The following is a 23,240-nucleotide window of genomic DNA, read 5'->3' as shown; positions in this document are numbered from 1 at the left end:
TTAATCTGACTTTTTGTTCAAGCATTGCTCAAAACTATTCGCCATATTGTTGAGAAAAGTAAAGTAACTGCCAGGTTTTGCTTCAATTGTACTCCCTAACGGGTCAAGCTCGCCTTTAGCGACGTCACTGCCTCTCATTACGCTCTGAACGACAGCCGGGGTAAACTGAGGTTCAGAAAATACACAAGCCACATCTCCACCACTTAGCTTTTGACGAATTTGAATTAAGGTCTTCGCTCCTGGCTTGCGCTCTGGGCTCACAGTAAAATGCCCCATTTGATTTAGTTCATAACGATCTTCGAAATAACCGTAAGCATCATGGAATACAAAGTAACCTTTGTTTTTTACTGGTGCCAGCTTCTGCTTTATCTGTTGGTCAGTGTCTTTTAGCTCGAGTTCAAACTTTTTGAGGTTCGCTTGATATTGAGCTGCATTTTCCGGATCAAGTGATACAAGTTGATTCACAACAGCCTTGGCCACTTGTTGTGCTTGGCTTACACCTAGCCAAAAGTGCGGATCATGTGAGCCATGATCGTGCCCATCATGGTCATGGTTGTGCTCACTATCAAATTCACGCAATTCTAGATTTGGAATTTGACTAATAGTCAAAGTATTCGATCTATCCGAAACAACTTTCTCTAGAAACGGTTCAAGATCATGTCCGTACCAGATAACCAAATCAGCCGAAGCGACCTTTTTAACATCCGATGGACGCAAAGCGTAGTCATGGGGTGATGTGTTAGGCTGCAATAACACGTCTGGTGAAGTTACTCCTTGAGTAAGCTCTGTTACTAACAACTGAATAGGTTTGATACTCGTCAGTACCGTTACCGCCTGTGCTGGCAGTGTTAACATTGCTGAGGCAGCAAGAATTAATGCTCTTTTCATAGTTTTACTTGGGATATGGCGTGGAAAGTGAGATAATGTTACATTATAACATTATTGATTTGCAAATGAGTTTCATTCATGTCTTCCTTAGTCCATCTTGAGCAGTTATGCGTCGAGTTCGATGGCCGCAGAGTTCTCGATAACATTAGTATGGAATTAGAAAAGGGCAAAATAACTACCCTAATTGGTCCCAATGGAGCGGGAAAATCAACGTTAGTCAAAGTTATCTTAGGTCTTCAAAAGCCGACTAGCGGCAAGTTGAACCGACAAAGAAAACTGAAAATTGGTTACGTTCCTCAAAAGTTGAAGCTCAATGACTCCCTTCCATTGAATGTAACCCGCTTTCTAAATTTAGCAGGAAAATACAGTAAGCAAGAGTGCATTGATGCATTAAGGCTTGTTGGCGCTGAACATTTACTTAATAGTAATATGCATCGCTTATCCGGTGGTGAAAACCAACGAGTGTTACTGGCTCGCGCTCTGCTTCAGCGTCCTCAGCTGTTGGTATTAGACGAACCAGCTCAGGGTGTGGATATCCAAGGTCAAATCGATCTCTATGACTTAATTGAGAGCATTCGTCATCGCTTTGATTGTGGCGTATTTATGGTGTCGCATGACTTACATTTAGTGATGGCGAAAACGGACGATGTTATTTGTCTGCATCACCATGTTTGCTGCTCAGGTTCACCTGCCACTATTACTCAGCACCCTTCTTACATCGCACTATTTGGCAATGCAGCGAGAGAGTCTCTCGCGTTTTATCATCACGACCATGAGCACCATCATCACGATTTATCCGGAACGCCAGTAAGCGGTGATGCGACATCATGCTCCCACCATAAACACGGACATCACCATCATGATTGAGTTTCTCCTACCTTCTATTCTTGCTGGTATTGGTATCGCGATCATTGCCGGTCCACTTGGGTCATTTGTCGTTTGGCGTAAAATGGCTTACTTCGGAGATACCCTAGCTCATGCATCGTTAATGGGCCTAGCGCTGGGCTTCTTGCTCAACGTAAATCTCTACCTTGCGCTACTCGTCTGCTGTTTAGCTCTGGCCGTTTTGCTTGTCACTCTGCAAAAGCAACAACTTGTGGCTACAGACACGTTGTTAGGTATCTTGGCACACAGTGCACTCTCTATCGGTTTAGTATCGGTTAGCTTTTTGGAAAACGTGCGCGTCGATTTAATGAGCTACCTATTTGGGGACTTACTTGCCGTCTCTCCACAAGATCTGATGTTTATTTACGCAGGTGTTGTTGCGGTAAGTGCGTGTTTGTACGTCTTCTGGCGCCCACTGCTTTCTAGCACTGTTAGTGAAGAACTTGCCGCTGTTGAGGGCGTGAATACAGACTTAGTTAGATTGGTGTTAATGCTAATGGTGGGTGTAGTAATCGCAGTAGGTATGAAGTTCGTTGGCGCGTTGATCATGACTTCGCTCCTAATTATCCCAGCAGCAACAGCACGTAAAGTCTCTTCATCACCAGAGCAAATGGCATTGTTCGCATCCATTATTGGCTCAGTGGCAGTACTGATGGGGCTTAGCCTATCATGGCACTTCGATACACCGGCCGGCCCTTCCGTAGTGATCAGCGCAACATCCTTATTCATGCTGAGCCAGCTGATTAAAAGCAAAGCATAATCGCATTGAGTATTAAACGCGAAAGACCTTGCTAACAACAAACATAAACCCACGGAAACGGAAAAAGAAAAGCCTGCGAAATCGCAGGCTTTTTAATACTTATTAAGTAGTGTGGTCGATTACCAACCCGTCACTTCACGTAGACCTTGGCCAATCTCTGCTAGAGATTTCACAGTTTTAACGCCAGCCGCTTCTAGTGCAGCAAATTTGTCTTCAGCAGTACCTTTACCACCAGAGATAATCGCACCAGCATGGCCCATACGCTTACCAGAAGGTGCAGTTACACCAGCAATGTAAGAAACCACTGGCTTCGTTACATTTTCTTTAATGTATGCTGCTGCTTCTTCTTCTGCAGTACCACCGATCTCACCGATCATAACGATCGCTTCTGTCTCAGGGTCTTCTTGGAACAGTTTTAGGATATCAATGAAGTTTGAACCCGGGATTGGGTCACCACCGATACCAACACAAGTAGACTGGCCGAAACCTTCGTCAGTGGTTTGTTTAACTGCTTCGTAAGTTAGAGTACCGCTACGAGATACAATACCTACTTTGCCTTTCTTGTGGATGTGACCAGGCATGATACCGATCTTACACTCATCAGGAGTGATAACGCCCGGACAGTTAGGACCAATCATGCGAACGCCAGTTTCTTCTAGCTTCACTTTCACGTCGATCATATCTGTAGTAGGGATACCTTCAGTAATCGTTACGATTAGCTCGATACCCGCGTCAATCGCTTCTAGGATTGCATCTTTACAGAAAGGAGCTGGTACGTAGATGACTGTCGCTGTTGCACCAGTCGCTTCTACTGCTTCACGAACTGTGTTGAATACAGGAAGACCTAGGTGAGTTTGGCCACCTTTACCTGGAGACACACCGCCAACCATTTGCGTACCGTATGCGATAGCTTGCTCTGAGTGGAAAGTACCTTGACCACCAGTGAACCCCTGACAGATTACTTTAGTGTCTTTGTTAATTAATACAGACATTATTTAGCCTCCGCAGCAGCAACAACTTTCTGAGCAGCATCAGTTAGCGACTCAGCAGCAATGATATCAACATCAGAATTAGCAAGAACTTCGCGACCTAGGTCAGCGTTAGTGCCTTCAAGACGAACAACAACAGGTACGCTTACGCCTACCTCTTTAACCGCGCCGATAATACCTTCTGCGATCATGTCACAACGTACAATACCACCGAAGATGTTAACAAGTACCGCTTTCACATTGTCATCAGATAGGATGATCTTGAATGCTTCAGCAACACGCTCTTTCGTCGCGCCGCCACCTACATCTAAGAAGTTAGCTGGTTTGCCGCCGTGTAGGTTTACGATATCCATCGTACCCATTGCTAGGCCTGCACCGTTAACCATACAGCCAACGTTACCGTCTAGTGCTACGTAGTTCAGCTCCCACTGAGCTGCGTGTGCTTCACGCTCATCTTCTTGTGAAGGATCGTGCATTTCACGAAGCTTAGGCTGACGGTACAGTGCGTTTGAGTCGATGTTGATCTTACCGTCAAGACATAGCAAGTTGCCTTCACCAGTAATCACAAGTGGGTTGATCTCTAGCAGAGCAAGATCGTACTGAGAAAACATAGTGCCAAGGCCCATAAAGATCTTAACGAATTGTTTGATTTGGTCGCCTTCAAGACCAAGTTTGAACGCTAGCTCACGACCTTGGTAAGCTTGTGGACCTACTAGTGGGTCAATTGCTGCTTTGTGGATGAGTTCCGGCGTTTCTTCCGCAACTTTTTCAATTTCCACACCACCTTCGGTAGAAGCCATGAAAACGATCTTACGGCTAGCACGGTCAACTACCGCACCTAGGTATAGTTCGTTCGCAATATTTGAAGCTTCTTCAACAAGGATTTTTGTTACTGGCTGACCATTTGCGTCTGTTTGGTAAGTTACTAGGTTTTTACCTAACCACTTCTGTGCAAACTCTTTAACGCCTTCTTTTGTATCGTGTAGCTCTACGCCACCCGCTTTACCACGGCCACCAGCGTGAACCTGACATTTAACTACTTTCTTGGCTGTACTGATACGGCCTGCGGCTTCAAAAGCTTCTTGTGGTGTATCACACGCGTAGCCTTCTGGCACAGGCAAACCGAATTCTGCAAACAGCTGTTTGGCTTGGTATTCATGCAAATTCATTTCGATATTCCGTTTGTTTTTCCCTTAAGGGATTTATTATTTCCATAACGCTGCAGTCTTGGCTGCTTGTACGTCTGTAGGGTCTTCTCAAATCAATCCTTCATCATGAGTTCTCATACTGAAGGATTCAAATGAAGGCCAAACGTTGAGCTAGTCTAGCCATTGAAATTTTTAACGTCTAGCTACCTACGATAACTAGACGTTTTAGCGATATTAAACGTCTAATAGGAGACGTGCTGGGTCCTCTAGTAACTCTTTAATCGTTACTAGGAAACCAACTGATTCACGACCGTCAATTAGGCGGTGATCGTAAGATAACGCTAGGTACATCATCGGCAAGATTTCAACTTTGCCATCCACTGCCATCGGACGCTCTTGGATCTTATGCATACCAAGAATCGCTGATTGAGGTGGGTTGATGATTGGTGTAGACATTAGTGAACCGAACACACCACCGTTTGTGATAGTGAAGTTACCGCCCATTAGCTCGTCTACCGTTAGCTTGCCATCACGACCTTTGATAGCCAGTTCTTTGATGCCTTTTTCAACATCAGCGAAACCAAGCTTGTCACAGTCTTTTAGGACAGGTGTAACTAGACCACGTGGCGTTGATACCGCCATGCTAATGTCGAAATAGTTGTGGTAAACAATGTCATCGCCATCAATCGAAGCATTTACTTCTGGGTAACGCTTAAGCGCTTCTGTTACTGCTTTCACGTAGAAAGACATGAAGCCCAAACGAATACCGTGACGCTCTTCGAACTGATCTTTGTACTGCTTACGAAGGTCCATGATTGGTTTCATGTTCACTTCGTTAAACGTCGTTAGCATTGCCGTGTTGTTCTTCGCTTCTAGCAAACGGTTAGCAACTGTCTTACGAAGGCGAGTCATTGGAACACGCTTCTGACTGCGAGCCGCTGCCGGCACGTCTACCACTGCTGGCGAGTCTTCTTTTGACGCAGATTTAGCGTTCGCAAGATGCGCTTCAATATCTTCGCGCGTAATACGACCACCAACACCAGTGCCTTTCACTTGGCTTGCTTCTAAGCCATGTTCAGCCAATAAACGGCGCACTGCTGGGCTTAATGCGTCATTACTTTCTTCGTTAAGCGCAGCTTTGTGGCGCTTATCAGGAGATGCTTCAGTACCTTCTGTTTTGTCTGCAGTTGGTTCACCTGCAACTGCGCCTGGCTTCAATTTAGCAATGATTTGTTTAGAAAGTACTGTCGCACCTTCTGCTTCAACAATAGCTTCTAAAACGCCAGCTTCCGGAGCTGGAACTTCTAGCACAACTTTGTCTGTTTCGATGTCAACCAAAACCTCGTCACGCTCTACTGCGTCGCCTGGTTGTTTGTGCCATGTCGCTACGGTTGCATCAGCAACTGATTCAGGTAAATCTGGAACCAGAATTTCAATTGTCATATCTGTTTCTTCCTTTAACTTCTAGTTCTTAATTCGAAGTTTTTGAGTTCACGTTCAGAGCGTCTTCAACCAACGCTTTTTGTTGTTTCAAGTGCACCGACATGTAGCCAACTGCTGGCGAAGCAGAAGCTGGGCGACCTGCGTATTTAAGATTTGCACCTGCAGGAATAGCGGCACGGAAGTTATGTTGGCTACAGTACCAAGCACCTTGGTTCTGAGGTTCTTCCTGACACCACACGAAGTCTTCAACGTTAGTGTATTGAGCAATTGCTGCTTGTACTTCTTCCATTGGGAATGGGTAAAGCTGTTCAATACGCACGATAGCAACATCGTCTTGCTCGTTGTTACGGCGCTGCTCTAGTAGGTCAAAGTAAACCTTACCAGCACAGAACACGACACGTTTCACTTTGCTTGGTTCTAAATCATCTACTTCTGGAATTGCAGATTGGAATGTACCATCCGCCAAGTCTTCAATCGTTGAAGTACATAGAGGGTGGCGCAGCAAAGATTTCGGCGACATAACAATGAGAGGTCGACGCATTGGGCGTACAACCTGACGACGAATCATGTGGTACACCTGAGCCGGTGTTGAAGGAACCACAACCTGCATATTTTGCTCAGCACAAAGCTGAAGGTAACGCTCTAAACGTGCAGATGAGTGCTCAGGGCCTTGACCTTCATAACCATGAGGTAGAAGCATAGTAAGACCGCACAAACGCGCCCACTTTTGCTCGCCTGACGAGATAAACTGGTCGATAACAACTTGTGCACCGTTGGCAAAATCACCAAACTGTGCTTCCCAGATAGTTAAACCACCTGGTTCGGCTGTTGCGTAACCGTATTCAAACGCCAACACAGCTTCTTCTGACAATACTGAGTCAAAGACTTGGAATGGCCCTTGGTTGTCATGAATATTCGCTAATGGAATGTAAGTGCTTGCATCGGTTTGGTTATGAAGAACCGAGTGACGGTGGAAGAAAGTACCACGACCCGAGTCCTGACCAGAAAGACGAATACGCTTGCCATCGTCAACCAATGTAGCATACGCCAATGTTTCAGCCATACCCCAGTCAATGGCTTTTTCACCGGTCATCATTGCTAGACGGTCGTTGTATAGCTTATTAACACGGCTTTGCAGTTTATGGCTTTCTGGGTACTGACACAGACGATTGCCTAGCTCAATAAGGCGTGTCTTGTCGTATTTTGAATCCCACTCCATATCCCATTCGTGCCCTAAGTAAGGGGACCAGTCTACAGAGTGCAACGCCATTGGACGCCATTCTTTAACAACCACTTCACCGCGATCTAATGCATCGCGATACTCATTGACTAACTGAGTCGCTGTCTCGATATCTGATTCATTTTTATCGATCAGAACATCTGCATACAATTTGCGTGGTGTAGGATGCTTTTTGATTTTCTGGTACATCAAAGGCTGAGTCGCATTTGGCTCATCCGCCTCATTGTGGCCGTGGCGACGGTAACATACAAGATCGATCACGACATCGCGCTTGAACTCGTTACGGTAATCCAATGCAATGCGAGTAACAAAAGCAACTGCTTCTGGGTCATCTGCATTTACATGGAAAATTGGCGCCTGCACCATCTTCGCGATATCGGTACAGTACATCGTAGAACGCGTGTCACGAGGATTAGACGTCGTAAAGCCTACTTGGTTGTTGATGACGATACGTACCGTACCACCAACTTGGAACCCACGAGCAAGAGACATGTTGAACGTTTCGGCAACCACACCCTGACCAGCGATTGCAGAATCACCGTGGATGGTGATAGGAAGCACTTTGCTACCTTGATTATCACCCAAGCGATCTTGACGTGCTCGAACTGAGCCCATGACTACTGGGTTTACGATTTCTAGGTGCGACGGGTTAAATGCAAGTGCTAAGTGAACATCACCGCCAGGAGTCGCAAAATCAGCAGAGAAACCTTGGTGATATTTCACATCACCCGTACCCCAAGTTTCGTCGTGTTTACCGGCGAACTCATCAAACAGGTCTTGAGGTTTCTTACCAAGTACGTTCACCAGCATGTTCAAACGACCGCGGTGAGCCATACCGATAACCACTTCACGCATTCCACTTGTACCCGCATGACGGATCAACTCTTTCGTCATCGGAATCAGCGCATCACCACCTTCTAAAGAGAAACGTTTTGCACCTGGGAATTTCGCCCCGAGGTAACGCTCCAAGCCTTCAGCGGCTGTTAGCTCTTCTAGGAATGTGCGCTTCTCATCTTTGTTGAATGATGGCTGGCCTACGACAGACTCAAGGCGTTGCTGAATCCAACGCTTTTGCTCTGTGTCAGTCATGTGCATGTATTCAGCACCGATGGAACCGCAATAAGTTTTGTTGAGGGCTTCATAGATATCTTTCAACTTCATGGTTTCTTGCCCAACAGCAAAAGAACCTACGTTGAAAGTTTCTTCGAAGTCATCTTCGGTAAGATTATGAAAAGCAGGGTCTAACTCCGCCACTGTTGGGCGTTGCCATAGACCTAGTGGGTCTAATTCTGCAGCTTCATGCCCGCGGAAACGGTATGCGTTGATTAGCTGTAGAACTTTTACTTGTTTTGCATCGACATCTGGGTCACTAACTTGGACATTGTAATGCTTTGTTTCTCTAGCGAGTCGTCGGAAGTAGTCACGGACACGTGAATGTGGTTGTTCTGCCACTTCTTCTGATGGCTTAGGCAAGCCTTCAAAAACACGTTTCCACTCCTCACTTACCAGATCGGGATCACTTAGATACAGTTCGTAGAGGTCCTCTACATACGTTGCATTGGCGCCAGCCAAGTGTGAAGACTCGAGCCATGCCTTCATCACGCCGTTGTGCATATTTTCCCTTAACCAGTAGTTTTCACGTTTGCTTCGGTCTTTGCCGAGCTATAAGAGCCGACTAAAAATACGGTCGGCAATTTTTGTATTCTTTACTCGAATATTACTGAAGCAGTGAAGCGGTCATATCGGGTGATCCGCAACACTGCGACATTCCTAAGAGCGAGTAAATTAAACCGAACGATTAACCAACATCGACTTAATGTGACCGATGGCTTTCGTCGGATTTAATCCCTTAGGACAAACACTTACACAATTCATGATGCCATGGCAACGAAAAACGCTAAATGCATCATCAAGATCAGACAAACGTTCATCTGTTGCCGTATCGCGGCTATCAATTAGCCAACGGTACGCTGCGAGAAGACCAGCTGGGCCGATGAATTTATCAGGGTTCCACCAGAATGATGGGCAAGACGTTGTACAACATGCACACATGATACATTCGTACAATCCATCTAAATGCGCACGGTCATCAGGCGATTGTAGATTCTCACGTGATGGTGGTAATGCACCATCATCAATCAAGAACGGTTTAACTTTCGCATAGTTATCATAGAACTGCGTCATGTCAACGATAAGATCGCGCACGACAGGTAACCCTGGTAGTGGACGAATAACTATCTTATCGCCTTGTAGAGCAGATAACGGTGTGATACACGCTAGGCCGTTTTTACCATTCATATTCAAACCATCAGAACCACATACCCCTTCACGGCATGAGCGACGGAACGCGATGCTTGGATCTTGCTCTTTTAGCAGAATCAATGCATCAAGCACCATCATGTCTGAGCCTTCGTCTACCTCAAGGGTATACTCTTTCATGTAAGGCTTAGTATCCACATCCGGATTGTAACGGTATAAAGAGAAGTTTAATTTCATAGTCGTATCCTCCCTTTAGTATGTACGTACTTTCGGCGGGAAAGCTTCACGATGCGTTGGCGTCATGTTCACATCACGCTTAGTCATCGCTTCTGTTTCCGGATTGTAGATAGAGTGGCATAGCCAGTTCTCATCATCACGCTCAGGGAAATCGAAACGAGCATGTGCGCCACGACTCTCTGTACGGTAGTTTGCTGCAACGGCAGTTGAAAACGCGGTTTCCATCAGGTTATCAAGTTCTAGACACTCAATACGCTGCGTGTTGAACTCTGAAGACTTGTCCGCTAGATGTGCATCTTTCAAACGTTCGCGAATCACTTTCAACTCTTCTAGACCGGTTGCCATCGCATCGCCTTCACGGAATACCGAGAAGCTGTTTTGCATGCATGCTTGTAGGTCTTTACGAATCTGAACTGGATCTTCACCACCAGTGCTGTTTTCCCAACGCATAGTACGCGCTAGAGACGCTTCAATATCAGATTCTGTTGCAGGACGAGCTTCCGCTTGCGCTGCTAGCGTTTCGCCAAGGTGCAAGCCAGTGGCACGACCAAATACGACCAAGTCTAGTAATGAGTTGCCGCCAAGACGGTTAGCACCGTGTACCGATACAGAAGCAATCTCACCACATGCGTAAAGGCCTTGAACTTCCATCTCGCTACCGTCGGCCTTCTGCTTAATTGCTTGGCCAGAGACTTGAGTAGGTACACCACCCATCATGTAGTGACAAGTTGGAATTACTGGAATTGGCTCTTTCACTGGGTCAACGTGTGCAAATGTACGAGACAGTTCACAGATACCTGGTAGACGTGATTCAAGTACTTCTTTACCAAGGTGATCAAGTTTCAACTTGATATGTGGACCCCAAGGGCCATCACAACCGCGGCCTTCACGGATTTCAATCATCATTGAACGAGCAACCACGTCACGACCAGCAAGGTCTTTCGCGTTTGGAGCATAACGTTCCATGAAGCGTTCACCATCTTTATTTAGAAGGTAACCACCTTCACCACGACAACCTTCCGTCACTAGAACACCCGCGCCAGCAATACCTGTTGGGTGGAACTGCCACATTTCCATATCTTGCATTGGAACGCCTGCGCGAAGCGCCATACCAACGCCATCACCCGTGTTGATGTGCGCGTTAGTGGTCGATGCGTAAATACGACCTGCACCACCTGTAGCTAGAATGGTCGCTTTCGATTTGAAGTAACAGATTTCACCCGTTTCCATACAAATCGCAGTACAACCCATGATTGCGCCGTCTTGGTTTTTCACAAGATCCAAAGCGTACCACTCCGAGAAGATGGTTGTTTTGTGTTTTACGTTTTGCTGGTAAAGCGTGTGAAGAAGTGCGTGACCAGTACGGTCTGCAGCAGCGGCTGTACGAGCAGCCTGCTCACCACCAAACTCTTTAGATTGACCACCGAATGGACGTTGGTAGATGGTACCGTTATCGAAACGAGAGAATGGAAGACCCATTTTTTCAAGCTCGATAACTGACTCAGGACCATTTTTACACATGTATTCAATCGCGTTCTGGTCACCGATGTAGTCGGAACCTTTAACGGTATCGTACATGTGCCATTGCCAATCGTCTTTGTGCGAGTTACCCAGAGCAACAGTAATGCCACCCTGTGCAGACACAGTATGAGAACGTGTTGGAAATACTTTTGACAACAAAGCACATGATAGGCCTTGTTCTGAAATTTGTAGTGCAGCGCGCATACCTGCACCACCAGCGCCGATTACTACGGCATCAAACTCACGAACTGGAATAGACACTTACGCACCCCACAGAATAAATAGACCAGAGAAGACATAGCCGAATAGAACGGCAATAACACCAAGTTGTAGTGCGCCACGTAGTTTCGCGCACTTAATGTAATCAGTTAATACCTGCCACAAACCAACCCAAGCGTGAATCAGGATCGAGACAAGTGCCAACATGGTGAATACTTTAGTGAAGGTACCACCAAAGAATTGGGTCCAAGATGCGTAAGAGATATCTGAAAATGCACAGAAGCTAATCAGATAAATCGTGTATAGCGTCATAATGATTGCAGTTGCACGAATTAGTAGGAAATCGTGTACACCATTACGACCAAATGAAGATACGTGTTTTACCATACCAAGATCCCCGCCAATAATGATAATACTGCTGTTGCACCAAACGCGACTTTAGCGCTCATCGTGCCTGAATCTAGTTCTTCAAAGTGACCCAGATCCATCAATAAGTGACGGATACCACCTGCGATGTGGTAGGCAAGTGCAGTAAGAATTCCCCACAGGATGAATTTTACGAAGAAGCTATCGACGATGTCAGCGGCTTCCATAAAACCCATTGGGGATGACAGAGAAATGGATAGTAACCACAGTAATATACCCACCGCAACAAACGTAATTACCCCAGACACACGGTGTAGGATGGATGCGATTGCTGTGATAGGAAAGTGGATGGTCTGTAAATCTAAATTAACAGGTCTTGACTTTCTTTCTTTCACGGGCTTGCTCACTCAGCTCCATTGAGCATTTATTGTTATAACCAATTTCAGCTTCCAAACGTACAAAAGTTAACATCTACTTAACAAATATCGCGAGTAACCACCCAGATAATTGTAAACGATTTGTTAACAAACGGAATCCAGCAACAAACCTCACTCTTTGTTTCTAGCCCCGAATTTATAAGGATTTAACTAAAATTTTCTTTGCCAATATACGGCGAGCAACATTCTAATACAATTGGTGTAACAAATTATGCTACATAGAACAGATTTTTAACGATTTTCATGAGAAAAATCATAACAAGTGCACACAAAGATGGAGAAAAATTGACTTTAAGCTTTAACAACAGTACAAAAATGGCACATAAACATCCTGGACGGATTAAATAATAAACAAAGGAGATTGTTATGGCGGATAAGAAAGCGACCCTTCATGTTGAAGGTCAAGCGCCAATCGAACTGCCAATTATGGACGGTACGCTAGGTACACCTGTAATTGACGTTCGTAAGCTGGGAGCCAATGGTTACTTTACTTTTGACCCAGGTTTTCTTGCCACTGCATCTTGTGAATCATCAATCACGTACATCGATGGCGGCAAAGGTATTCTTTTGCACCGCGGTTTCCCGATTGATCAATTAGCCAATAACGCAGATTACTTAGAAGTATGTTACATCCTTCTTTATGGTGAAGCCCCTACCCGAGAACAATACGAGCAATTCAAAACGACCGTTACTCGTCACACAATGGTACACGAGCAAATCGCAAGCTTTTTCCATGGCTTCCGACGCGATGCTCACCCAATGGCGGTAATGTGTGGTGTAGTTGGAGCACTTGCAGCCTTCTATCACGACTCTCTTGACATTAACAACGACGAACACCGCGAAATTGCAGCGTACCGCCTGCTGTCAAAAATGCCAACACTGGCGGCGATGTGTTACAAATATTCTATCGGTCAGCCATTTATTTACCCTCGTAACGACCTTAGCTACGCAGAGAACTTCTTGCATATGATGTTCGCAAACCCTTGCGAAGAGTATGAAGTAAATCCTGTGGTTGCCCGTGCGATGGATAAGATTTTCACTCTACACGCGGATCACGAACAGAATGCGTCGACATCAACTGTACGTCTAGCTGGCTCTTCTGGTGCGAACCCATTTGCATGTATTGCCGCTGGTATTGCATCCCTTTGGGGACCTGCTCACGGTGGTGCGAACGAAGCCTGCTTGAGAATGCTAGAAGAGATTGGCAGCGTCGATAAGATCCCTGAATATGTAGACCGCGCGAAAGACAAAGATGACCCATTCCGCTTAATGGGCTTTGGTCACCGCGTTTACAAGAACTACGACCCACGTGCGACAGTAATGCGCGAAACGTGTCATGAAGTTCTCAAAGAGCTAAACATTCAAGACCCTCTGCTAGACGTTGCAATGGAACTTGAGCGCATTGCGCTTTCTGATGAGTACTTCGTGTCTAAGAAGCTGTACCCGAACGTAGACTTCTACTCAGGTATCATTCTTAAAGCGATTGGTATTCCAGTTTCTATGTTTACGGTTATCTTCGCGATTTCTCGTACCATCGGCTGGATTGCTCACTGGAACGAAATGCATAGCGATCCACTGAACCGCATTGGTCGTCCTCGTCAGCTATACACTGGCGAAACACAACGTGAGTTTTCTCCACTTCACGAACGTGAATGATCTTTTAGTACGAAGATAGACAAACAAAAGGGTTGAGATTTTCGTCTCAACCCTTTTTCTTTTCAGCACTTAACGTTACGAATAGCGAACGTTAAACCGGATTATCTATATCGATAAACTCCACATGTAGGCCGTATTCATCCGCTAGCCATTTGCCTAAGGCCTGAACACCATAACGCTCAGTAGCATGATGACCTGCAGCAAAGTAATGAATGTCCATTTCACGAGCGGTATAAGTGGTGCGCTCTGAAATTTCTCCAGAGATAAATGCATCCAGCCCGTGCTGTACAGCAAGTTCAATGAAATCCTGCCCTCCACCAGTGCACCAGCCGACTGTCTCAATCATCTTATCAGTATTCTCTGGAGCGATATGCAGAGGCTCTCTTTCAAGAACTTGGTTGATCTTACTCGCAAATTCAACACCAGACATCGGCTTTTTCAAGCGCCCAAACATAGCAACTGACTGAGGGTGCCCTTCAAGCCCACCTTCTACTTCGATTTCAAGTAAGCGAGCTAATTCAGCGTTGTTGCCTAGCTCTGGATGAATATCTAGAGGAAGGTGATAACCATATAAGTTGATATCATTTTTGATCAGGCTACGAATTCGTTTACCTTTCATGCCACGAATTGGCTCAGGCTCACCTTTCCAAAAATAGCCATGATGAACAAGCAATGCGTCTGCATTAAGCTCAATCGCTTTATCGATTAAGGCTTGAGAGGCGGTTACGCCAGTGATAACACGCTTTACCGCTGATTTCCCTTCTACCTGTAACCCATTTGGTGCGTAATCTTTAATTAACTGCGGTGACAGTTTGTCATTAAGAATCTGTTCTAACTTTAAGTTATTCATTATTACTTCCAATTTCTAGCGCATGTAAACCTAAATAACCTCTCGATGGAATCAGACGAAAGAGTGCAACCTAGTTGATACAACAACGTTTTGACATCTGGCACCTTGATATCATTTAGGTCTTTAAAGTGTATCTCGAACCCTAATATCGATGCTAGCCACCCTACCCTCAAAAGCAAATTTAGTTACAATAACAAAGCTTGTCGCCTCACCATAAATTTAGGGATACGGATGAACCAACTGCAACGCTTTTACCAATGGATCGCCACTTCACCTCCGCTTTTCAAGTTAACCCCTCCGTTTGCAACCTTAGAAGATGTCTCGGTCAAACCTTTGAATAGCTCAGAACAATACAATGGTAATCCGAGGCTGGGTTTTTTATATCAGCACCTATGCACTGCGGCTCTTTCTAATTCAGAACGATATCAGATTATTGCCGAAGAAATTCAGTTAAACGACGCGGAAGGTAAGACCATTGGTGCTGTCGATTTGGTGTTGCGGAATACAGAATCAAATCAAATAGAACACTGGGAAGTGGCGATTAAGTTTTATCTTCTTTATAACGGCGTTTGGTATGGTCCGAATGCTCACGACCAGCTGCATACAAAACTGAATAGAATGCTTACTCATCAATTGAAAATGAGCGATCGCCCGGAATTTCAAAAAATAATTCCGTTAAACGACGCCCCACAAGAGCGCCTAATGATGCAAGGACGACTCTATATCAATCCGTTTACTCCAGAGCCACCCCCTAAGGAGTGCTTGGGTTATGAATTAAATCCAAGTCAGATTAGTGGTTACTGGTGCTATCAAAGTCAATGGGATTTAATTGGTAAACCCCTTTATCATTTACATAAACCATGCTGGGCGATCGGTACAGACGATTTCTCTCAACCTATTGAAAAGCCTTTAGATCGATTCATACACGCACAAACGGAAGACGGTCAATTCTGGTTTGTGGTACCAGATTCATGGCCCGGAGATAAAGCGGTTCGGGGCACTTAAACATGAAAGGGTTGATGTTTTCACATCAACCCTTTGCTAGATACATTGACCATTGGATGTTTTACAAACCAGCGGCTGCAAACACTTGATTAACGATCTCTTGTGCTTCAGCTTCGATTTGTTTCAGATGTTCTTCACCTTTGAAGCTTTCACAGTAAATCTTGTAGATGTCCTCTGTGCCTGATGGACGAGCAGCGAACCAACCGTTAGCTGTCGTTACTTTAAGGCCACCAATCGCAGCACCATTGCCTGGTGCATGCGTTAGACGAGCAGTGATCTCATCACCTGCTAGAGTTTCAGCCGCAACCATTTCTGGTGACAACTTCTTCAATACGTCTTTTTGTGGGCCATTTGCTACAGCTTGAATACGGTTGTACTTCGACTCACCGTGCTTCGCCGCTAGCTCTTCATAGTAATCTTGTGGGTTCTTACCCGTTACCGCAGTGATCTCTGCTGCTAGAAGGCATAGCAAGATGCCATCTTTGTCTGTTGACCAAGGCGTGCCATCTTTACGAAGGAAAGACGCACCAGCACTTTCTTCGCCGCCGAAACCAAACTTACCAGTGTACAGACCGTCTACAAACCATTTGAAACCAACAGGCACTTCACATAGCTCACGACCTAGATCCGCAACAACACGGTCAATCAGCGCACTTGAAACTAGTGTTTTACCAACAGCGACATCTTTACCCCACTCGTCACGATGACGGTACAAGTAGTCAATACAAACGGCTAAGAAGTGGTTCGGGTTCATCAAACCTTTTGGCGTAACGATACCGTGACGGTCGTAGTCAGGATCGTTACCAAATGCTAAATCGTATTCGTCTTTCAGTGCCAATAGACCCGCCATTGCGTAAGGAGAAGAACAGTCCATACGCACAACGCCGTCTTTATCTAGCGACATGAATTGGAAAGAAGGATCGATAGATTCACTTACTAGCGTTAGGTCTAGGTTGTATGCCTGACCAATTTGACGCCAGTAATCGATACCGCTGCCACCCAATGGATCTACACCAATCTTCAGGTTCGCTTTTTGGATTGCTTCCATATCGATAACGTTCACCAGGTCATCAATGTATGGCTTCACCAAGTCCATCTCTACAAACAGATCCGATGCTTTTGCTTCTGCTAGTGGTAGGCGTTTAACACCTTGTAAACCTTCAGCAATCAATTCGTTCGCACGATCTTCGATAGCTTGAGTCAACTCAGCTTCTGCAGGACCACCATGTGTCGGATTGTATTTGATACCGCCGTCTTGTGGTGGGTTATGTGATGGGGTAATAACGATACCGTCTGCTTTTTCATCGTGTTTGATGTTGTAAGTCAGAATCGCGTGTGAAATACCCGGTGTTGGCGTGTAACCGTTGTCTTGTTGGACAATCACTTTCACACCGTTTGCAATCAGTACTTCAATCACACTTGAGAAAGCAGGCTCAGATAGCGCATGCGTGTCTTTACCCACAAACAACGGGCCAATTGTGCCTTGCTCAGCACGAACTTCTGCTACCGCTTGAGCGATCGCTAAAATGTGGTTTTCGTTAAAAGTGTGCTTGTCTGCAGTACCGCGGTGGCCAGAAGTACCAAATTGAACTTTGTGTTCTGCGTTTGCCGCGTCTGGTTGAAGTAAGAAGTAGTTAGCAACGAGTGCTGGGATATTGTGAAGATCTTCCTGCTGCGCTTTTTGCCCAGCACGAGGGTGCATAGCCATGTTTGACATCCTTTCTTTCAATACAAATAAAATTAAAAAAGCCTCATAATATCCGCTCACTGCGACGCATTATGAGGCTTCTATCAGGTTTCTTAGATTGAACCTGTTACTTTTTCTATTAAGTCAGGTTGGAACCCCATGTGTGCCATCACTTGTTCAACCATCTGTCTTTTACGACTTGTATTGTTATTCGTGATAACCCAAAACGGTGTGCCAGGAATGGCTTTTGGCTTGGTCGTATTACCGTTTGCTAGCAAGGTTTCTTCATTATCTGCAAAGTACACGCGTTTGCGTCCTTTTACATTCGTAGCCTGGGCGAAACCTTCTGGATTCAATTTATGTAAGGTCGATAATACCAACATAAAGCGATCAATCGCTTTTTTTAGACCGGCAAACTCATCAGAAATAAGCAGCGAACGCATTTCTTTCACTACATCAACAGATTCCGTTTTACCCGCATCTTTACTTACTACAATCCCTTGTGGCTTCTCTACTACAGGCGCGGCTTTAGCTTCCTGCAACTGACCATCAAGGTTTAAAAGGCGTCGCAAAATATCCGAGGCGCTTTCACCGATATGCTTAGTTTGACTAGCTATATAACGGTATAGATCCTCATCAACCTCAATTGTTTTCATTCGCTTTTCACATTCTCAATGTTTAAACTCTGGGGGATTATAACGAGATCCACGCGGATACTCCACGTTAAACCCATCACGAATAAGATAAAATGTCAGCATTACTCAACTATAAGCAGGAAGGCCAAGGCCAAACAGTTGTTTTGATTCACGGATTGTTTGGTAGTTTAAGTAATCTGGGTCTACTCGCCCGCGATCTTATTAAAGATCACACGGTGATCAGTATTGATCTGAGAAATCACGGCCTCTCTTTCCACTCCGAAGTCCATAACTATACCGATATGGCAAAAGATGTGGCTCAGCTCCTTCAGCACTTAAACGTTGAGCCATCTATTGTTATTGGTCACTCCATGGGCGGAAAAGTCGCGATGGCTCTTGTGGACATTGCGCCAAATGTAGTCAAGCAGTTAGTCGTTCTCGACATGGCGCCTGTAGCCTACACTACGAACCGTCACGATAATGTTTTTAACGGCTTACATGCTGTTATTAATGAAAAACCAGCAAATCGACAGCAAGCCATGGATATCCTAGCTCAACATATTGAACTCGATGGTGTAAGACAATTTCTCTCTAAATCACTGTACAAAAATGGCGATAAGATGGATTGGCGGTTTAACGTACCGAGCCTTTTTGAGAATTATGACCAAATTATTGGCTGGCAAGAAATCACACCAACAGATATCCCAACTTTATTTATCAAAGGCGGCGACTCTGACTACTTAATGCCAGAACATCAGCCGGCAGTGAAGCGACAATTTAACCATGCTAAAGCACACATTATCGCTGGCACTGGTCACTGGTTACACGCCGAGAAACCGACAGAAGTAATGAGAGTCATTCGAAAATACATTTCGAGTTAACAAATTCGAAAAGCAACACTAGATTATTGAAATAACCCTTCTTGTAGTGCATTAACTTTACCGTTTAACAGTGGTATAGTGCGCCCAAGATTTTTCGGCATGAAGGGCTAAAATGCTTTACGACTATATGGATATGCTCGAGTCTATTGGGCTCGATCTTCTTTTTGCTGCTATCTTTTTTTTCATCGGGATGGCGATAAAAGATGTGCTAAAGCAAGGCAATGTACCTGTTTTTGGTCGTCGTATTGTGTGGTTAGTCCTTTTCCTAGGCTGTGCTGGCTTTATTGCAAAAGGTGTAATTCAGCTAACTTGGGAAGGCTCAGGGTTAGGTTAAACCCTTAGTAACATCGCCAATAACAAACAATGTAAAGGTATAGACTCTATGGCAAGTGTAGGTATCTTCTTCGGTAGCGACACAGGTAATACTGAAGCCGTTGCAAAGATGATTCAAAAGCAACTAGGTAAACATCTAGTTCACGTTCAAGACATCGCGAAAAGCAGCAAAGAAGACATTGATAACTTCGATCTTCTTCTTCTAGGTATCCCAACTTGGTACTACGGCGAAGCACAATGTGATTGGGATGACTTCTTCCCTGAGCTTGAGCAAATCGACTTCTCTACTAAGCTAGTGGCTATCTTTGGCTGTGGCGACCAAGAAGACTACGCAGAATACTTCTGTGACGCGATGGGCACAGTCCGTGATATCGTTGAATCTAAAGGCGGCACAATTCTTGGCCATACCTCGACAGAAGGCTACGAATTTGAAGCGTCTAAAGCACTTGTTGAAGGTGACGAAAGCCAATTCGTAGGTCTATGTATTGATGAAGACCGCCAACCAGAATTGACTGACGAGCGTGTTGAAAGCTGGGTTAAACAGATCTATGAAGAGATGTGTTTAGCGGAGCTAGAAGGCTAATCAAATTGAATGATGCAAAGACCTCCACTTGGAGGTCTTTTTGTATGTATTGTCACACAGCATCGGTAAGTACTTCCTCTTCGCGATACTGAGGTTTCTTTCTTACATAAAGCTTGCGTTGAACCTCTGAAACCACATTCCCCTGTTTATCTTTTACATGAATAATAAACTCAGGAAAACACTTTTCTCCATTCCGTGTCATTTGATAAATGTTTTCCAGCATCCCTTCAGTGACCTCAAATTCTGCAAACAAATCACTTTGCCCCGGCTTAATAAAGTTAATGCTTGCCTCTTTATCCCACACATAATATTCCTCTCGTAGAATCCCCATCAGCATCAACGAGTAAATAGGATCAGTTAAAGAGAAAATACTGCCGCCATATTGGGTGCGATTGGCATTTTTATTCCACCAGCGAAGCTTTAAACGTACCTTTACAGTACGGAAGTCTTGAGAAATATGTAAGATTTTAATACCCGCCCCCCAAAAAGGAGGCCAAATATTGAGTGCGAACTTTACAATTCCTGGTTTGTATATCTTCGCTAGTCGCCTATTCATCGCTATCCCTGCCCTCTCCAAGCTTAATGTTACACAATTGTAACTGGTCAGAGCTGTAATATAATGGACCTGTTTCTAATTTACAAAAAGATTCTATTAACCCTTTGAAGTTCGTGGTTTAATGTTCCGAACGCTTATCCTATAATGGTAGGAAGATTGAATTCTGTTAAATCGCTGCAGATGATCCAACGGGAAAGTATATGTCAGATAATAATCAGGCGCTGAAGGATGCGGGTTTAAAAGTAACCCTTCCGAGGCTAAAAATTCTAGAAGTACTTCAGCAGCCAGACTGCCAGCACATCAGTGCTGAAGATTTGTACAAAAAGTTGATTGATCTAGGTGAAGAAATTGGCCTAGCAACTGTTTACCGAGTTCTAAACCAGTTCGACGATGCTGGTATTGTAACTCGTCACCACTTTGAAGGTGGAAAGTCAGTCTTCGAATTATCGACTCAACATCACCACGACCACCTAGTGTGCCTAGACTGTGGTGAGGTAATTGAATTTTCTGACGATCTTATTGAAGAACGTCAAAAAGAGATTGCAGCTAAGTACAATGTCACACTAACAAACCACAGCTTATACTTGTACGGCAAGTGTAGCGATGGTGGTTGTAAAGACAATCCAGATGCACACAAACCGAAAAAATAAGGGTTTGTTAATTTAAAAAGTAAACGTCAGCACATGCTGGCGTTTTTTGTTTCTAGAAGTCAGTACCTTAGACGTCAGTACTTTGGTTACAGAACAAAAGCTACTAAACACCCATCTTTTTTCTCCACAGTTTTGCACATCTATATAGCACTCTGTGGGATTAGGTATAAAAAATGCCAGCGTTTGCTGGCATTTTTTCATCGTTCTCAGCATTAATTGAGATTATTGATTCTCAATTTTTGCCCAGGTATCACGTAGACCAACCGTGCGGTTGAATACTAGATTATCTGCTGAAGAGTCTTTCGAGTCTGCACAGAAGTAACCCATACGTTCAAACTGGTAACCTTTTTCTGCTTCTGCAGAAGCTAGGCTAGGCTCGACGAAGCCATTGATCACAACTAATGATTCAGGATTGATAGTAGAAGCAAAATCTTCCGCTGCGCCTGGGTTTGGCACCGTAAATAAACGATCGTACAGGCGAATTTCCGCTGGAAGAGCTTTATCAGCTGACACCCAATGAATAACGCCTTTCACTTTACGACCATCTGCTGGGTTTTTACCTAGCGTATCTGCATCGTAAGAACAGAAGATCGTTGTGATGTTGCCTTCGGCATCTTTCTCAACGCGCTCAGCTTTGATCACGTAAGCACCACGTAAACGAACTTCTTTACCTAGCACTAAACGCTTGTACTTTTTGTTCGCTTCTTCACGGAAGTCTTCACGCTCAATCCACAATTCACGCGTGAATGGCACTTCACGCACGCCCATTTCTGGTTTATTTGGGTGGTTGGCAACTGTCAAGTTTTCTACTGCGCCTGCTTCAAAGTTTTCGATAACAACTTTAACAGGATCCAGTACAGCCATTGCACGCGGAGCGTTCTCGTTTAGGTCATCACGAATACAAGATTCTAATGAACTAAACTCGATCATATTTTCTTGCTTCGTTACACCAATACGCTTACAAAACTCACGAATAGATGCAGGTGTGAAGCCACGACGACGCAGACCTGAGACAGTCGGCATACGTGGATCATCCCAACCATTAACCAGTTTTTCAGTAACTAGCTGGTTAAGCTTACGCTTAGACATCACTGTATATTCAAGGTTTAAACGACTGAACTCGTATTGATGTGGACGGCTTTCGATCGTGATGTTGTCTAGAACCCAATCGTACAGACGACGGTTATCCATGAATTCAAGCGTACAAATAGAGTGCGTAATGCCTTCTAATGCATCAGAAATACAGTGCGTAAAGTCGTACATTGGGTAAATGCACCACTTATCACCAGTTTGGTGGTGCGTAGCAAAACGCACACGGTATAAAACTGGATCGCGCATGACCATGAATGAAGAACCCATGTCGATTTTAGCACGAAGACACGCTTTACCTTCTTCAAATTCACCAGCGCGCATTTTTTCAAACAACGCCAAGTTCTCTTCAACAGAACGGTCACGGTATGGACTTGGTTTACCTGGCGCCTTTAGTGTGCCGCGGTATTCACGAATTTGCTCTGGACTTAGCTCATCTACGTACGCTAAGCCTTTGTTAATCAATTCAATTGCATATTCGTAAAGCTTATCGAAGTAGTTTGATGAGTAACATACTTCACCACTCCACTCAAAGCCCAACCAGTTTACATCTTTCTTGATAGACTCAACGTATTCGATGTCTTCTTTTTCAGGGTTTGTATCGTCGAAACGCAGATTACATTGACCCTGGTAGTCCTGAGCAATACCGAAGTTCAAACAGATAGACTTAGCATGACCGATATGCAGGTAGCCATTTGGCTCCGGCGGGAATCGAGTATGCACGCTAGTGTGTTTACCATCCGCTAGATCTTTATCAATGATCTGGCGAATAAAGTTTGATGGACGAGCATCAGCTTCACTCATCTATAGCACCTCAAAAATATTAGTATTGTCAGAGAAAACGGAACCCTGTATCCAAGTATGGTTTCACAGAGTACATTGTTCCTAATGATCCACAATTCTAAGCAATTAGACAACAAGAA

General features: G+C 44.7%; 22 protein-coding genes. 8 read left to right on the top strand and 14 right to left on the bottom strand.

What is annotated here, in order from left to right:
* Complete coding sequence (znuA, locus tag N646_RS14950; protein ID WP_017819948.1) at positions 1-888, bottom strand: zinc ABC transporter substrate-binding protein ZnuA; 888 nt, start codon at positions 886-888, stop codon at positions 1-3.
* A gap of 78 nt (positions 889-966) precedes the next feature.
* On the opposite strand from znuA, the gene znuC reads away from it, so the two are divergent.
* Positions 967-1,755 (top strand): zinc ABC transporter ATP-binding protein ZnuC, encoded by a 789-nt coding sequence (znuC, locus tag N646_RS14945; protein ID WP_005382185.1) that lies wholly within the window; start codon positions 967-969, stop codon positions 1,753-1,755.
* The gene (gene znuB, locus N646_RS14940) at positions 1,748-2,533 is read left to right on the top strand and encodes a zinc ABC transporter permease subunit ZnuB (RefSeq protein ID WP_005382183.1); all 786 of its coding nucleotides are present in this window, start codon (positions 1,748-1,750) and stop codon (positions 2,531-2,533) included. The genes znuC and znuB overlap by 8 nt, the downstream gene beginning before the upstream one ends.
* A gap of 119 nt (positions 2,534-2,652) precedes the next feature.
* On the opposite strand, the gene sucD is transcribed toward znuB, so the two are convergent.
* From sucD to sdhC, 8 genes are all read right to left on the bottom strand, one after another.
* Positions 2,653-3,525 carry a succinate--CoA ligase subunit alpha gene (sucD, locus tag N646_RS14935; RefSeq protein ID WP_017819949.1) on the bottom strand — a complete coding sequence of 291 codons (873 nt, stop codon included), beginning with the start codon at positions 3,523-3,525 and terminating at the stop codon, positions 2,653-2,655.
* Positions 3,525-4,691: an ADP-forming succinate--CoA ligase subunit beta gene (gene sucC / locus N646_RS14930; RefSeq protein ID WP_005382179.1), complete on the bottom strand. Its 1,167-nt coding sequence runs from the start codon at positions 4,689-4,691 to the stop codon at positions 3,525-3,527. The genes sucD and sucC overlap by 1 nt, the downstream gene beginning before the upstream one ends.
* Before the next feature lie 213 nt (positions 4,692-4,904).
* Positions 4,905-6,113 carry a 2-oxoglutarate dehydrogenase complex dihydrolipoyllysine-residue succinyltransferase gene (gene odhB, locus N646_RS14925; protein WP_017819950.1) on the bottom strand — a complete coding sequence of 403 codons (1,209 nt, stop codon included), beginning with the start codon at positions 6,111-6,113 and terminating at the stop codon, positions 4,905-4,907.
* Between the two features lie 28 nt (positions 6,114-6,141).
* A complete protein-coding gene (sucA, locus tag N646_RS14920; protein WP_005382176.1) occupies positions 6,142-8,967 on the bottom strand; it encodes a 2-oxoglutarate dehydrogenase E1 component in 2,826 nt (941 codons plus the stop codon).
* Positions 8,968-9,138: 171 nt separating this feature from the next.
* The gene (locus N646_RS14915; RefSeq protein WP_005382174.1) at positions 9,139-9,849 is read right to left on the bottom strand and encodes a succinate dehydrogenase iron-sulfur subunit; all 711 of its coding nucleotides are present in this window, start codon (positions 9,847-9,849) and stop codon (positions 9,139-9,141) included.
* A 15-nt stretch (positions 9,850-9,864) separates the two neighbouring features.
* On the bottom strand, positions 9,865-11,631 hold the full coding sequence (gene sdhA, locus N646_RS14910) for a succinate dehydrogenase flavoprotein subunit (RefSeq protein ID WP_005382172.1): 1,767 nt from the start codon (positions 11,629-11,631) through the stop codon (positions 9,865-9,867).
* Positions 11,632-11,976 (bottom strand): succinate dehydrogenase, hydrophobic membrane anchor protein, encoded by a 345-nt coding sequence (gene sdhD / locus N646_RS14905; protein WP_005382169.1) that lies wholly within the window; start codon positions 11,974-11,976, stop codon positions 11,632-11,634.
* Positions 11,970-12,362 carry a succinate dehydrogenase cytochrome b556 subunit gene (gene sdhC, locus N646_RS14900; protein WP_017634811.1) on the bottom strand — a complete coding sequence of 131 codons (393 nt, stop codon included), beginning with the start codon at positions 12,360-12,362 and terminating at the stop codon, positions 11,970-11,972. Before sdhC ends, sdhD begins: the two co-directional genes overlap by 7 nt.
* 396 nt (positions 12,363-12,758) lie before the next feature.
* On the opposite strand from sdhC, the gene N646_RS14895 reads away from it, so the two are divergent.
* Positions 12,759-14,048: a citrate synthase gene (locus N646_RS14895; RefSeq protein WP_017819951.1), complete on the top strand. Its 1,290-nt coding sequence runs from the start codon at positions 12,759-12,761 to the stop codon at positions 14,046-14,048.
* Between the two features lie 91 nt (positions 14,049-14,139).
* On the opposite strand, the gene N646_RS14890 is transcribed toward N646_RS14895, so the two are convergent.
* Positions 14,140-14,898 carry a Nif3-like dinuclear metal center hexameric protein gene (locus N646_RS14890; protein ID WP_005382162.1) on the bottom strand — a complete coding sequence of 253 codons (759 nt, stop codon included), beginning with the start codon at positions 14,896-14,898 and terminating at the stop codon, positions 14,140-14,142.
* A gap of 231 nt (positions 14,899-15,129) precedes the next feature.
* On the opposite strand from N646_RS14890, the gene N646_RS14885 reads away from it, so the two are divergent.
* The gene (locus N646_RS14885; RefSeq protein ID WP_017819952.1) at positions 15,130-15,903 is read left to right on the top strand and encodes a DUF1853 family protein; all 774 of its coding nucleotides are present in this window, start codon (positions 15,130-15,132) and stop codon (positions 15,901-15,903) included.
* 61 nt (positions 15,904-15,964) lie between these two features.
* Here N646_RS14885 and pgm read toward each other — a convergent pair whose 3' ends face one another.
* Both pgm and seqA read right to left on the bottom strand, forming a co-directional pair.
* On the bottom strand, positions 15,965-17,611 hold the full coding sequence (gene pgm / locus N646_RS14880; RefSeq protein ID WP_005382154.1) for a phosphoglucomutase (alpha-D-glucose-1,6-bisphosphate-dependent): 1,647 nt from the start codon (positions 17,609-17,611) through the stop codon (positions 15,965-15,967).
* Positions 17,612-17,703: 92 nt separating this feature from the next.
* Positions 17,704-18,246 carry a replication initiation negative regulator SeqA gene (seqA, locus tag N646_RS14875; RefSeq protein ID WP_005382149.1) on the bottom strand — a complete coding sequence of 181 codons (543 nt, stop codon included), beginning with the start codon at positions 18,244-18,246 and terminating at the stop codon, positions 17,704-17,706.
* Between the two features lie 92 nt (positions 18,247-18,338).
* Between seqA and N646_RS14870 the strand changes: the two genes are divergently transcribed.
* The 3 genes from N646_RS14870 to fldA all read left to right on the top strand — a co-directional run bounded on the left by N646_RS14870 (position 18,339) and on the right by fldA (position 20,022).
* Positions 18,339-19,106, top strand: a complete 768-nt coding sequence (locus tag N646_RS14870) for an alpha/beta fold hydrolase (RefSeq protein ID WP_017819953.1) — start codon at positions 18,339-18,341, stop codon at positions 19,104-19,106.
* A 112-nt stretch (positions 19,107-19,218) separates the two neighbouring features.
* On the top strand, positions 19,219-19,440 hold the full coding sequence (locus N646_RS14865; protein WP_005393038.1) for a DUF2788 domain-containing protein: 222 nt from the start codon (positions 19,219-19,221) through the stop codon (positions 19,438-19,440).
* A 48-nt stretch (positions 19,441-19,488) separates the two neighbouring features.
* Entirely contained in the window at positions 19,489-20,022 is a 534-nt protein-coding gene (fldA, locus tag N646_RS14860) for a flavodoxin FldA (protein WP_005382146.1), read from the top strand.
* 52 nt (positions 20,023-20,074) lie between these two features.
* Here fldA and N646_RS14855 read toward each other — a convergent pair whose 3' ends face one another.
* Positions 20,075-20,578 carry a DUF4442 domain-containing protein gene (locus N646_RS14855; RefSeq protein WP_017819954.1) on the bottom strand — a complete coding sequence of 168 codons (504 nt, stop codon included), beginning with the start codon at positions 20,576-20,578 and terminating at the stop codon, positions 20,075-20,077.
* Between the two features lie 200 nt (positions 20,579-20,778).
* On the opposite strand from N646_RS14855, the gene fcrX reads away from it, so the two are divergent.
* Positions 20,779-21,228 carry a ferric iron uptake transcriptional regulator FcrX gene (gene fcrX / locus N646_RS14850; protein ID WP_005382141.1) on the top strand — a complete coding sequence of 150 codons (450 nt, stop codon included), beginning with the start codon at positions 20,779-20,781 and terminating at the stop codon, positions 21,226-21,228.
* Positions 21,229-21,450: 222 nt separating this feature from the next.
* Here the strand turns inward: fcrX and glnS are convergent, their stop codons facing one another.
* Positions 21,451-23,121 (bottom strand): glutamine--tRNA ligase, encoded by a 1,671-nt coding sequence (glnS, locus tag N646_RS14845; RefSeq protein WP_005382124.1) that lies wholly within the window; start codon positions 23,119-23,121, stop codon positions 21,451-21,453.
* Positions 23,122-23,240 lie beyond the last annotated feature (119 nt).

Origin of the sequence: Vibrio alginolyticus NBRC 15630 = ATCC 17749 (genome assembly GCF_000354175.2) — a bacterium.
In the GTDB taxonomy this organism is placed as follows: domain Bacteria; phylum Pseudomonadota; class Gammaproteobacteria; order Enterobacterales; family Vibrionaceae; genus Vibrio; species Vibrio alginolyticus.
Note: the sequence above shows the minus strand (reverse complement) of the source record. Positions and strands in the feature narration are given on the sequence as shown.

Coding starts and splice junctions, on each gene's coding strand:
- znuB (WP_005382183.1), top strand. CDS start 1,748: ATGATTGAGTTTCTCCTACCTTCTATTCTTGCTGGTATTGGTATCGCG.
- N646_RS14885 (WP_017819952.1), top strand. CDS start 15,130: ATGAACCAACTGCAACGCTTTTACCAATGGATCGCCACTTCACCTCCG.
- fldA (WP_005382146.1), top strand. CDS start 19,489: ATGGCAAGTGTAGGTATCTTCTTCGGTAGCGACACAGGTAATACTGAA.
- N646_RS14915 (WP_005382174.1), bottom strand. CDS start 9,849: ATGAAATTAAACTTCTCTTTATACCGTTACAATCCGGATGTGGATACT.
- sucA (WP_005382176.1), bottom strand. CDS start 8,967: ATGCACAACGGCGTGATGAAGGCATGGCTCGAGTCTTCACACTTGGCT.
- glnS (WP_005382124.1), bottom strand. CDS start 23,121: ATGAGTGAAGCTGATGCTCGTCCATCAAACTTTATTCGCCAGATCATT.
- znuA (WP_017819948.1), bottom strand. CDS start 888: ATGAAAAGAGCATTAATTCTTGCTGCCTCAGCAATGTTAACACTGCCA.
- N646_RS14855 (WP_017819954.1), bottom strand. CDS start 20,578: ATGAATAGGCGACTAGCGAAGATATACAAACCAGGAATTGTAAAGTTC.
- odhB (WP_017819950.1), bottom strand. CDS start 6,113: ATGACAATTGAAATTCTGGTTCCAGATTTACCTGAATCAGTTGCTGAT.
- N646_RS14895 (WP_017819951.1), top strand. CDS start 12,759: ATGGCGGATAAGAAAGCGACCCTTCATGTTGAAGGTCAAGCGCCAATC.
- N646_RS14870 (WP_017819953.1), top strand. CDS start 18,339: ATGTCAGCATTACTCAACTATAAGCAGGAAGGCCAAGGCCAAACAGTT.
- pgm (WP_005382154.1), bottom strand. CDS start 17,611: ATGGCTATGCACCCTCGTGCTGGGCAAAAAGCGCAGCAGGAAGATCTT.
- N646_RS14890 (WP_005382162.1), bottom strand. CDS start 14,898: ATGAATAACTTAAAGTTAGAACAGATTCTTAATGACAAACTGTCACCG.
- fcrX (WP_005382141.1), top strand. CDS start 20,779: ATGTCAGATAATAATCAGGCGCTGAAGGATGCGGGTTTAAAAGTAACC.
- N646_RS14865 (WP_005393038.1), top strand. CDS start 19,219: ATGCTTTACGACTATATGGATATGCTCGAGTCTATTGGGCTCGATCTT.
- seqA (WP_005382149.1), bottom strand. CDS start 18,246: ATGAAAACAATTGAGGTTGATGAGGATCTATACCGTTATATAGCTAGT.
- sucD (WP_017819949.1), bottom strand. CDS start 3,525: ATGTCTGTATTAATTAACAAAGACACTAAAGTAATCTGTCAGGGGTTC.
- sdhD (WP_005382169.1), bottom strand. CDS start 11,976: ATGGTAAAACACGTATCTTCATTTGGTCGTAATGGTGTACACGATTTC.
- sucC (WP_005382179.1), bottom strand. CDS start 4,691: ATGAATTTGCATGAATACCAAGCCAAACAGCTGTTTGCAGAATTCGGT.
- znuC (WP_005382185.1), top strand. CDS start 967: ATGTCTTCCTTAGTCCATCTTGAGCAGTTATGCGTCGAGTTCGATGGC.